Source organism: Acidovorax sp. BoFeN1, from assembly GCF_003345135.1.
GTDB classification, from domain to species: domain Bacteria; phylum Pseudomonadota; class Gammaproteobacteria; order Burkholderiales; family Burkholderiaceae_C; genus Acidovorax; species Acidovorax defluvii.
Genome location: NZ_QOZT01000104.1, coordinates 1 through 11,641 on the forward strand (window position 1 = coordinate 1; position 11,641 = coordinate 11,641).

Consider the following 11,641-nt stretch of genomic DNA (forward strand, 5'->3'; position numbering starts at 1 on the left):
CACCCCCTGTTCAACACGGCAGCCACCCGGCGCCTGGAGCAGCAGGCCGCAGCAGCCCTGCCGCCGCACACCCTCATGCAGCGCGCCGGCCTGGCGGTGGCCCGGCTGGCGCAGGCGCTGGCGCCCCATGCGCGCACCGTGTGGATTGCCTGCGGCCCCGGCAACAACGGTGGCGACGGGCTGGAGGCAGCCATTCACCTGCAGCGCGATGGACGGCGGGTGGTGGTGACATGGCTCGGCACCCCGGAGCACGCACCCCCCGATGCCCGCCAATCGTGGCAACGCGCACTGGACGCTGGAGTGACCTGGGCCGATGAGGTGCCCTCCGATATGACCGCCGCAGACCTGTGCATCGATGCCCTGCTGGGGATTGGCGTCTCATCCGCCGCCCCAGTGCGCGCGCCAGACCTCCGGCTGCTGGGCGTGCTGGTGGCCCTGCAGAACGGCCCGGCCCCTGTGCTGGCCGTCGATCTGCCCTCGGGCCTGGATGCGGACACGGGCCAGTTCGCTGCAGGCTTTGCCTTGCCGACAGGGCCGATATCCAGGCAGCAACCAAAACCACGCCACACGCTCAGCCTGCTGACGCTCAAACCCGGCCTGTTCACCGCCGCGGGGCGAGACGGAGCGGGCAGCGTGTGGCTGGATGATCTGGGCGTCTCCCCCGAACCAGAGCCCCCCAGCGCATGGCTGGCCGGCCCCGCCCTGCCCGCGCCGCGCAGCCACGCCAGCCACAAGGGCAGCTACGGTGATGTGGCCATCGTGGGCGGCGAAGGCTTGGCGGCGCGGGGGCTGGGCATGACGGGCGCAGCGCTGCTCGCAGCCTCTGCCGCATTGCATGCCGGCGCGGGCCGGGTGCTGGTGGCCTTGCTCGACGATGGCCAGATGGCCATCGACATGGCGCAGCCCGAGTTGATGTTTCGCCGCTTTGACGCACTGGCGCTGGAACAGCTCACGGTGGTGTGCGGCTGTGGCGGTGGCGAGGCCGTGCGCGCAGTGCTGCCCGCCGTGCTGGCACGGGCCGCCCGGCTGGTGCTGGACGCCGATGCGCTCAACGCCTTGGCAACCGATGCCGCGCTGCGCGCGGAGGTAGTGTCTCGCGCCGCGCGGGGGCTGCCTACGGTGCTGACACCCCACCCCCTCGAAGCGGCGCGGCTGCTGGGCATGTCCGCCGCCGAGGTGCAGGCCGACCGGTTGAACGCGGCACAGCAGCTGGCAGAGCAGTTCGATTGCGTGACCGTGCTCAAGGGCTCTGGTACCGTGATCGCGGCACCGGGATACCCCCCAGCCGTCAACCCCACCGGCAACGCACGGCTCGCCACGGCTGGCACAGGCGACGTGCTGGCGGGCATGGTGGGCGCGCACCTGGCAGCGGGCGCCGAAGCGCAGCCTGCGGCATCACAAGCCGTGTACCAGCACGGTCTTGCCGCCGATCGCTGGCCTGCAGGCCACCAGCTGACGGCCAGTGCCCTGGCGCGCCAAATTACCCAAAATTAAGCATGAAAATAGCCGCTAGCCCTTATTGGTAAAGCGCTAGAAGCTATTAATAATATAGCAATTCAAACACCGCCGCAGCGCGGTGGGCTATCTGGGGTTCAACTGCGGCGCGGCTTTCGGCTCTTGCTTTTGCCGGTGGTGCCGCTGGAGGCAGTCTTCTTGGCAGATGCCTTTGCCTTGCCGGGGGAGCGCGCAGCCTGATCCCGGGTCATTGAGGCACGCTCGGTCGCCGACGGCTCAGGCGCCTGGGCACGCTTGCGGTCGCCCGAGCGCCCACCCGCCTTGCGTGGACCGGCGGACTCCGGCGCCACGCCCTTGTCCTTGAGCGCGCGGCCCACCAGCTCCTCGCCCTCTCGTATCAGGCGGAAGTCGATCTTGCGTCCATCCAGATCCACGCGGCTGACCTGCACGCGCACCCGGGTGCCAATCGAATACCGGATACCCGTGCGTTCACCGCGCAGTTCCTGGCGTGCCTCGTCGAACTTGAAGTATTCGCCGCCCAGTTCGGTGATGTGCACCAGGCCTTCCACATACATCGCATCCAGCGTCACGAAGATGCCGAAACTGGTGGCCGCGCTGACCACGCCACCATATTCTTCGCCCAGGTGCTCGCGCATGTATTTGCACTTGAGCCAGGCCTCGACATCGCGGCTGGCCTCGTCGGCGCGGCGCTCGTTGGCGCTGCAGTGCAGGCCTGCGGCTTCCCAGGCCTGCGTATCGCGGCTGGGCGGCACCACATCCTTGCGCGGTTTGGTGCCCGGCGCTGCCACGCGGGCCGCCAGGCGCTTGGCCAGCTTGGCGTGCGCTTCGCCTGGCGTGGGCAGCGAGGGCAGCTTGTATTTGCTCTTGCCCAGAATGGCCTTGATGACACGGTGCACCAGCAGGTCGGGGTAGCGCCGGATGGGGCTGGTGAAGTGCGTATAGGCATCGAATGCCAGGCCGAAGTGACCACTGTTGACCGGCGTATAGATGGCCTGCTGCATGGAGCGCAGCAGCATGTTGTGGATCTGCTGCGCGTCAGGCCGGTCTTTGGTGGCCTCGGCAATCGCCTGAAATTCTGACGGATGGGGGTTATCGCCAATCGTCATGCCCACCGCCATGGCCTTGAGGTAGCCGCGCAGAATTTCCTGTTTTTCGGGCGTGGGGCCTTCGTGCACACGGAACAGGCCGGGCTGGCCGCCCTGCGCGATGAAATCGGCGCTGCACACATTGGCTGCCAGCATGGCTTCTTCAATGAGCTTGTGCGCATCGTTGCGGGTGCGCGGCACGATCTTTTCGATGCGGCCGTTTTCGTCGCAGACGATCTGCGTCTCGGTGGTTTCAAAATCTACCGCGCCGCGCGCCTGGCGTGCGATGAGCAGCGCGCGGTACACGTCGTGCAGGTTGAGCAGGTCCTTGACCCGGTCCTTGCGCTTGCTGGCCTCGGGGCCGCGCGTGTTGGCCAGGATCGCCGCCACCTCGGTGTAGGTGAAGCGTGCGTGGCTGAACATCACGGCCGGGTAGAACTGGTACGCGTGCACCTCGCCCTTGGCAGTCACCAGCATGTCGCAGACCATGCACAGGCGCTCCACCTCGGGGTTCAGAGAACAGAGCCCGTTGCTGAGCTTCTCGGGCAGCATGGGGATCACGCGGCGCGGAAAGTAAACGCTGGTGGCGCGGTCGTAAGCGTCAATGTCGATGGCGCTGCCGGTCTCCACATAGTGGCTCACATCGGCAATGGCCACCAGCAGGCGCCAGCCCTTGCTGCGCCCCACCTTGGCAGGCTCGCAATAGACCGCGTCGTCGAAATCGCGGGCGTCTTCGCCGTCGATGGTGACCAGGGGCACGTCGGTCAGGTCCACACGGTGCCTCTTGTCCTGCGCGCGCACCTTTTCGGGCAGCTCTTTCGCTTGCGCCAGGCATTCGGCAGAGAACTCGTGCGGCACACCATATTTGCGCACCGCGATTTCAATCTCCATGCCCGGGTCGTCCACCTCGCCAAGCACCTCGGTGATACGCCCCACGGGCTGACCAAACAGCGCGGGGGGCTCGGTCAACTCGACCACCACCACCTGCCCCGGCTTGGCCGCGCCGGTGGCCCCCTTGGGAATCAGCACATCCTGCCCATAACGCTTGTCTTCAGGAGCCACCAGCCAGACGCCGCTTTCCTGGAGCAATCGGCCGATCAGCGGCTGCGGCGGGCGCTCGATGATTTCCACCACGCGCCCCTCGGGACGGCCGCGGCGGTCCTGGCGCACGATGCGCACACGCACACGGTCTTTGTGCAGCACGGCGCGCATCTCATTGGGGGGGATGAAAATGTCGCCTTGGCCATCGTCGCGAATGACAAATCCATGGCCATCACGGTGCCCCTGAACGCTGCCTTCAATCTCGTCGGACAGATGCGCAGCGGGTGCGTCGGGGGTGGTTTTTTTGATATACAATCTTAGACTTTCCTGAAATGCCCAGGTGGCGGAATTGGTAGACGCACTAGTTTCAGGTACTAGCGAGTAACATCGTGGAGGTTCGAGTCCTCTCCTGGGCACCAAGTTTAACGAGAACCGAAGACTGTTTTCAAACTATTCAAGCCGCTGTATACACAGCGGCTTTTTTATTTTCCGCAGCCGAAATGCAGCTCCATACATCGCCTGGTGAGACGCAACACGAAATACAAAAAACTTCGCGCCAAGGCCTGCCGCTTCACAAAGATGCTCTATAATTTGATTCTTTCCTGAAATGCCCAGGTGGCGGAATTGGTAGACGCACTAGTTTCAGGTACTAGCGAGTAACATCGTGGAGGTTCGAGTCCTCTCCTGGGCACCAAAACACCAAAAAACCCGTTGCAATTGCAACGGGTTTTTTCGTTTCTGTTCTGCAACGGTGGCCATCCCATTGCCATTCACAGCGCAAGAACTCACAGGTCGGGTATCAGACGCTTGCCAAGACTGAAGGCATCGTCCCTGGCATAACCCAGCTTTTCATAGAACGCCATCACCTGCACATTGGTGGTGCGCACCAGCACATTGATCTTGGGGCAACCCATGGCCAGCAATTCCTGCTCCACCCGCGCCATGAGGCCGCGGCCAATGGCAAGCCGCTGCCGCCCTGGCGCCACAGCCAGGTAATACACCGAGCCGCGATGGCCGTCATACCCGGCCATCGCGGTTCCGACGAACTCAGTTGCCCCACCCCGCCCCTGGACCAGTGCCACCAGAAAAAGCCCGGGCTGCACGGCCTGCTTGCGCGCAATATCTTTGCGGGGATCATTCCACGGGCGCAGCAGGCCGCAGTCGCGCCAGAGAGCCACCGCAGCCTCCTCATCCCCCGCTTCAAAGGGACGTATCTGCAATGCGGCGGTCATGCGGTCACTTGCGCAGCAGTGTTTTCAGTACGTTCTGCAGACGGCGCGCACTGGCAGGATCGCTGGCACTGGCCAGCACACGCGCAGCATCTTGCCCCCAGGTCTGGGTGGGAGCAGGATCGTTGCGGCGCGTGAGCAACTGCAGTTGCAACATGCGACGGGCGGCGATGTGTTCTGCAGGGGTCGGCGCCTCGGCCGCTATTTCCAGCCGCAGCAAGGCTTCAGCGGCGTCGCCCGCTGCAGGAGCAGAAAGCGCCTGCGACCATGCACCCCGCACGGCAGCAGTTACCCGACCACCCAGTTCCTGCGTACCTGGCACCAGCGCCGCGTCGCGCTTTTCCCACGCTGTCAGCAGCTGCGTCAGCGCCTCACCGTGGGCCTGTGCCGCCAGCTTCTTGAGCGCGAACTGTGCATGCTCCATGGCGTCCCGCTGGGCACGGAAAGCCGTGTCACCCAGGCGCGGTCCACGGTCTTCGTATGCGGGACGATCACCGAAGCGGCCACCACGGTCATTGCGATCACCAAAATGGCCGTCCGCACGCGGGCCACGGCCTGCATCGCGATCACCCCGCCCGTCGCGGCGATCGCCAGGGCGCCCGCTGCGACCTGGCGCTGCGGGTGCATCTTTCTTCATGCCTGGGCGGTCATCGCCACGCACCGCCACCACCGGACGCGCAGCCGGCTTGGGCGCAACAGCGGCGGGGGCAGGAGCTTCTTCGGAACCTTCCGAGGGGGCATCAGACGCTACATTTTCAGGAGCTGCAACCGCTTCTGGATTGGACGTTTGAGGCTGATTTTTCTCATTATTCTGTGCCGACGCCACAGCCTGTGCTGCCTGGGCCTGCCCGTGCAGCGCGGCTTCCAGTGCCTGCATGGCCGTACGAATCTGCTGCACATCGCCACTGGCATTGGCGGCTTCCAGCGCCTTGGAGGCCTCCAGCACCGCCCGATCACGCGCACTCAGTTCGGTCACGGCTTTTTCGCGGTCAGCCGACTTGCGATTGAAGGCCTCGTCAATTGGCTTGCGGAAGGCATCCCAGAGCTTTTGTTCATGCTTTCGGTCCAGCGGCACGGTCTGGGCTTCGGCCTGCCAGCGCTGTTGCAAGGCTTTCACTGCATCAATGCGCAGCGTGGGAGCAGCGCCCAGTGCCACCGCTTCATCAATCATGGCGTGGCGACGGGCCAGGCTCTCTTTTTGCGCGTTCTCCAGCGGCGCGGCGGCAGCGGCAATGGCTTGTTTCCACAGCGGCTGCAGTTCGGCAAAGATTTTTTCGCCAACATGGCCGCCTTCACGCCAACGGTCGCCAAACTGGTGCAGCGCCCGGTTGATGGCCTTCCAGTCGCCCGAGGCGGCATGCTCCTGAGCCCAGGCCTTGACCTCTTCAATCAAAGCGAGCCGCTGGGCCTTGTGTTCGGCGGCTTCGGTGCGGATCTTGTCGAGCCAGGCTTCGACCACCTTGTGCGCCGCGTTGCATGCCTCATCAAACTTTTTCCACAGTGCATGGTTGGGCGCACCGCCCTGGTCCGACTGCTTCCATTGCTCGCGCAACTGGCGCAGAGATTCCTGCATCTTGCGGCCACCCAAGGCCTGGCCTTCGGGCCGGTTGAGCAAGGCTTCGGCCTTGGCTACCAGGTCTTCGCGCACCTGATCGGCACCCCAGCGCTGCCACCCTTCGAGCTCACCGGCGGCCACCAGCGCGGTATGCACCTGCTGCTCCAGCGCATTGTCGATGTGTTTGCCGTGCACCTTGAGCACCGCCCGCAGAGCAGCCGCCGCACCGGCGCTGGCTTTGCCATGGCCTTCAGCGGTTTCCTTTTCCAGCGTCACGAGGGCCTCGCGGACGACCTGAGCGGCCTTTTCAACGACCTCCGGAGCCACTTTGGGCTTGACAGCGCGGGCCGGCTTTGCAGCGGCTGCGGCCGCTGCCTCGGTCGGCAAACCACGCGCGGAACGCAACTCATCGGCCCAAACTGGCACAGGTGGCAACGGCGCTGCGGCGTCTTCGGCAGCGGCAGCGGCTTGCGCCACGGCGGGCTGGAAGGCATCCCACACCACCAGCAACTGGGTGCGCGAGGCCTCCAGCAGCGGCGGGAACCGTGCCTCCACGCTGACCCAGCTGGCGTCGCCCGTCAGTTCCTGGGCCTGCTCCTGCCACCGCGCCACGTCGGCACGCAGCAACTCGAGCGCAGCTTGGGCGTCCTTCCACGATTTGGTGGAAAGCACCTCGATGCGCTGGGCCAGCAGCACGGCAGCTTCACGCTGCACCTGGACACGGTGCTGCAGGTCTTCAATCACCTTCACCCGGTCAGCCACCTGCACCTTGAGCAGCGACAGGGGTTCGCGCGACAGGGGCGCGCCCGCCTTCGCCGCATCACGCTGCCACGCGAGGGCATCTGCAATGTTGAGCTTGGGAGCCGCCAGCAATGCCTGGGCTTTTTCGGCCCACTCGGCCGCAATGGCCTCCTGGCCCTTGGCGCGACGGATTTCATCCAGCCGTTCGCGTACCGCGCGTGCAGCCCCCTTGTCGCGCCCGCTCAGTTCCTTGAAAACCTCTTGCAGTTGCTCGGGCGCCGGCTGGGTGGCGAGCCAGTCACGGATGCGGGAAGCCCGCTCACTTGACGTGGCGGCCGAGAAAGCGCCACCAGTCAGCGCATCCAGGGGATGCGACTCTTGGGTTTTGGCCGGGGCCGGATTCACTTCAGGTACGTCGGACATTTTGCTGCGAGAAAAAAAAGGAAACATGGATCCAATGAATGAGAGGACCGGACAAGCCACTTGGGGGAAAGCTGGACGCTGCGGCCACATGCGTGAGCGCTTGCGAGCGGGAGTGCCATTTTCACCGGGTTCCAGCAAAAGACCACGCCATGGCGTCGGGCCAAGCATCAAGAAATGATCTGGCGCAAGCTGGTCAGATCGACTGACACGGGCAGGTCGGTTGATGAAATCCACTCTCCCGGCGCAACGAGGCCAGCCATGGAGAACCCCGCCCATTATCCCTATATATATGCAACCGGCGAACTGGCCCCCGCAACCGGCCAAAACACAGACACAACACCCGGCATGGATGCACCAACAAGAAAGCCCGGTGGACAGACCTCATGGCCTGCCCACCGGGCTTGACGGCTGACGCAACGGTCTTTGCCATCGGTTCGCAATCTGGAGTTGAAAGTCCACATTGCGAGGAGACAAGGTATTGCCTCCAAGGTTTGCCATAAAAGCTGCATCTACTGCGCCTGGGCACTGCATGCCTTCAGCGGGAGACTTTGCTTTGTCTGGCGATGCCTGAAATCGACAGGCAACGTAACCTTACCAAACTCACTCGCCCAACTCAAATTGCATTCTCAATGGCTCACAAGACCGCGATTGAAATTGACACACAGGGGTCACAGAACAAGCGCTCCCAAGCCAGCCGAAATTGCAAGAATAGGCGTTTTACTGAGGTTTTTTACAGCTTTATCATAACAATTATGCATTTTGAATAACTTTGTTAGTATTGACTTGGCATTAAGTGACCTCCTAGAATCCGCCAGCCCCCAACAGGGCTAGTAAAAACCCCAACCCGCTGCCGAACCCGGCTAAGTCAATTCATCGCTCGAGTCATGAACGAAGCACGGAATTGATGGCGTACCAATCCAGGTGACTCCCTGAGCCGATGCTGTCGTTGACGACGGTATCGCAAGCAGGCGTCGCTTCAGAAAGGAAGAGCTATGACAGCGTCAGGAAAAATAGTCTCCGGCGTACGGACCTTCGTGGCCGACGTGACCGAAGGTTTCCTTGAAATCACCCACAACAGTTTTGCCCTCATCGGGCTGGTCGTTGCCTTTGTTGTTTTGACCCTTACGGCCCGCCCGGACCTGCGCAAGGCGGGCGAGGCGCATCTGATGGACTGGCTGCAGTCCCGTCAGGTGGCCCTGCTGGAAATGCCAGTAGAGCTGGGGGCCATCGAACGCGCCACTGCCAGCAACCCCAAGGACCTGCCAAAAGAGCAGGCTGCGGTGGCTTACTGGCTGAGCAAGAAATACCGCGTTGCGCCAGAACCCCTGAGCGCACTGGTGGCTGAAGCTTATGAAACCGGCGCACGCACCAAGATCGATCCGACCCTGATCCTGGCCATCATGGCCATCGAATCCAGCTTCAACCCCTTCGCCCAGAGCTCCGTGGGTGCCCAGGGCCTGATGCAAGTGATGACGCGGGTTCACACCGACAAGTACGAAAATTTTGGCGGTCACTTTGCAGCGTTCGATCCGGTTACCAACCTGCGCGTCGGTGTGAAGGTGCTTCAGGAATGCATAGCCCGGGCTGGTTCGGTGGAAGGCGGGCTGCGCTATTACGTGGGCGCGGCCAATCTGCCCGATGACGGCGGATACACCGCCAAGGTGCTGGCCGAGCATTTCCGGCTGCGCCAGGTCGCTGGTGGACGATCCACTCCCCTGAACCCGCCCGCCACCCTGTCGACCCAGGCCCCGGCCCGCACCGTACCGGTTGTCGCGCCCGCCGATGCCCCCGAAGCCGCAGGCGACAAGCTCGCGCTGCTTTAAGGTCTTTGAAAACGGGCATCCCATCGAGTGATGAGGCGCCGGTCAGCTACACTAGAGGCGTACGCGACTGGCGATAGGCGCGGCTCCCCACAAGGTGCCGCCGCTGACGTGGAAACCGGCAAGGGCATGCCTCTTGTGAACCACTAGGGAGCGTGCCGCAAAGGCTCAGGGCCTTCTGCGTTCCGCCGTTCGCCTGGGCAGCCCTTGTTTCAAGGGACACAAGTTCATAGGACTGCCAATCATGTACAACCGCAATATTCTTGTCGAACAAACCGATCCCGAGCTGTTTGCCGCCATCCAGGCTGAAAACGCCCGGCAAGAGCATCACATTGAGCTCATCGCCAGCGAGAACTACGCCTCCCCCGCAGTGATGTGGGCTCAGGGCACGCAACTCACCAACAAATACGCCGAAGGCTACCCCGGCAAGCGCTACTACGGTGGCTGCGAGCATGTGGACGTGGCTGAGCAACTTGCCATCGACCGCGTCAAGCAGATCTTCGGCGCCGAAGCCGCCAACGTGCAGCCCCACTGCGGCGCATCCGCCAACGAGGCCGTTTTCCTGGCATTCCTCAAGCCCGGCGACACTATCATGGGCATGAGCCTGGCCGAAGGCGGCCACCTGACACACGGCATGCCACTGAACATGTCCGGCAAGTGGTTCAACGTCATCTCCTATGGACTCAACGCCCAGGAAGCCATTGACTACGACGCGATGGAAGCCAAGGCACGGGAACACAAGCCCAAGCTCATCATTGCCGGTGCCTCGGCCTACAGCCTGCACATCGATTTCGAGCGCTTTGCAAGAATAGCCAAGGAAATCGGCGCCATCTTCATGGTGGACATGGCCCACTACGCCGGGCTGATTGCCGCCGGCGTCTACCCCAACCCCGTGCCGCACGCTGACGTGGTCACTTCCACCACCCACAAGAGCCTGCGCGGCCCCCGTGGCGGCATCATCCTGATGAAGGCCCAGCACGAAAAGGCCATCAACAGCGCCATCTTCCCCGGCCTGCAGGGTGGCCCGCTGATGCACGTCATCGCGGCCAAGGCCGTGGCTTTCAAGGAAGCGCTGCAGCCCGAGTTCAAGGCCTATCAGGAACAAGTGGTGAAGAACGCCAAGGTCGTGGCCGAGACGCTGACCCAGCGTGGTCTGCGCATCGTGAGCGGCGGCACGCAAAGCCACGTGATGCTGGTGGACCTGCGCGCCAAGGGCATCACCGGCAAGGAAGCCGAGGCCGTGCTGGGCGCCGCCCACATGACCATCAACAAGAACGCCATCCCCAACGACCCTGAAAAGCCGATGGTGACCAGCGGCGTGCGCATTGGCACCCCCGCCATGACCACGCGCGGTTTCAAGGAAGAAGAAGCGCGCATGACGGCCCACCTGATCGCCGACGTGCTGGACAACCCGCGCGACGAGGCCAACATCGCCGCCGTGCGTGCCAAGGTCAACGCGTTGACGGCCCGTTTCCCTGTTTACGGTTAAGCCCAGCGCACTGCCCCATGAAGTGCCCCTTCTGCAGCCACCAAGAGACGCAAGTCGTTGAAACCCGGGTGTCTGAGGAGGGGGATTTTGTTCGGCGGCGGCGCCGGTGCAGCGCCTGCGAGAAGCGCTTTACCACCTACGAGCGCCCCGAGGTGAACTTCCCGGTGGTGGTCAAAAAAGACGGCCGCCGTATTGAATACGACCGCGTCAAGCTGCTTGCGTCGTTCAATCTGGCTCTGCGCAAGCGGCCCGTCAGCACCACCCAGATCGACAGCTCCATTGAGCGCATCGAGGAGAAGCTGCTCAACATGGGGCAACGTGAAGTGCTTTCCAGCCACATTGGCGAGCTCGTCATGCGCGAGCTCAAGAAGCTCGATAAGGTGGCTTACATCCGCTTTGCCAGCGTGTACCGGAGCTTCGAAGACATCGACGATTTCCGCGCAATGGTCGATGAGGTTGGCAAGTAATCCGCCCCTGATTTGAAGCATTTTTAGCCTCAAGCGCTTATATATCAGGCGCATACAGCTATTAGTTAAATAGCGAATTATGGCCCTATGGTAGTGCCAGCAGGCCCCACGGCGGCCATGCGGCCCACCTGCCTCCCGCCACCATTCACTATCAAAAATAGAGCTACTGGCGCTTGATACATAAGCGCTAGCAGGCTGCTGAAATACTCCCCACCGACAGTCCGCGACAGCCGCCCAGCCGCGACAATCAAGCCCCCCACTGACCAGACAGACGAGCCATCCATGCGCGGAGCCGACACCTTCACCGAGAGCCTG

At 63.1% G+C, this 11,641-nt stretch carries 7 protein-coding genes, 2 tRNA genes and 1 riboswitch; of the genes, 6 read left to right on the forward strand and 3 right to left on the reverse strand.

The annotated features are described in order from the left end of the window. Nucleotides 1–1,494, forward strand: a 1,494-nt coding sequence (locus DTW89_RS17055) for an NAD(P)H-hydrate dehydratase (RefSeq protein ID WP_114656792.1), incomplete at its 5' end; no start/stop codon positions are given. A 98-nt stretch (nucleotides 1,495–1,592) separates the two neighbouring features. Here DTW89_RS17055 and rnr read toward each other — a convergent pair. Further along, entirely contained in the window at nucleotides 1,593–3,917 is a 2,325-nt protein-coding gene (gene rnr, locus DTW89_RS17060) for a ribonuclease R (protein WP_114656793.1), read from the reverse strand. 19 nt (nucleotides 3,918–3,936) lie between these two features. Between rnr and DTW89_RS17065 the strand changes: the two genes are divergently transcribed. Continuing rightward, a tRNA-Leu gene (locus DTW89_RS17065) sits at nucleotides 3,937–4,021 on the forward strand. 190 nt (nucleotides 4,022–4,211) lie between these two features. After that, nucleotides 4,212–4,296, forward strand: a tRNA-Leu gene (locus tag DTW89_RS17070). Nucleotides 4,297–4,387: 91 nt separating this feature from the next. On the opposite strand, the gene DTW89_RS17075 is transcribed toward DTW89_RS17070, so the two are convergent. Then, the gene (locus tag DTW89_RS17075) at nucleotides 4,388–4,834 is read right to left on the reverse strand and encodes a GNAT family acetyltransferase (RefSeq protein ID WP_114656794.1); all 447 of its coding nucleotides are present in this window, start codon (nucleotides 4,832–4,834) and stop codon (nucleotides 4,388–4,390) included. Between the two features lie 4 nt (nucleotides 4,835–4,838). Continuing rightward, nucleotides 4,839–7,577: a DUF349 domain-containing protein gene (locus DTW89_RS17080; RefSeq protein WP_114656795.1), complete on the reverse strand. Its 2,739-nt coding sequence runs from the start codon at nucleotides 7,575–7,577 to the stop codon at nucleotides 4,839–4,841. Between the two features lie 965 nt (nucleotides 7,578–8,542). Between DTW89_RS17080 and DTW89_RS17085 the strand changes: the two genes are divergently transcribed. From DTW89_RS17085 to nrdR, 3 genes are all read left to right on the forward strand, one after another. Further along, nucleotides 8,543–9,373, forward strand: a complete 831-nt coding sequence (locus DTW89_RS17085; RefSeq protein WP_114656796.1) for a lytic transglycosylase domain-containing protein — start codon at nucleotides 8,543–8,545, stop codon at nucleotides 9,371–9,373. A gap of 53 nt (nucleotides 9,374–9,426) precedes the next feature. Then, nucleotides 9,427–9,579: riboswitch (ZMP/ZTP riboswitch) on the forward strand. Nucleotides 9,580–9,614: 35 nt separating this feature from the next. Continuing rightward, nucleotides 9,615–10,859, forward strand: coding sequence for a serine hydroxymethyltransferase (gene glyA / locus DTW89_RS17090; RefSeq protein ID WP_114656797.1), 1,245 nt, complete (start codon nucleotides 9,615–9,617; stop codon nucleotides 10,857–10,859). 17 nt (nucleotides 10,860–10,876) lie between these two features. Next, nucleotides 10,877–11,326, forward strand: coding sequence for a transcriptional regulator NrdR (nrdR, locus tag DTW89_RS17095; RefSeq protein ID WP_114656798.1), 450 nt, complete (start codon nucleotides 10,877–10,879; stop codon nucleotides 11,324–11,326). The last annotated feature ends 315 nt before the right edge of the window (nucleotides 11,327–11,641 follow it).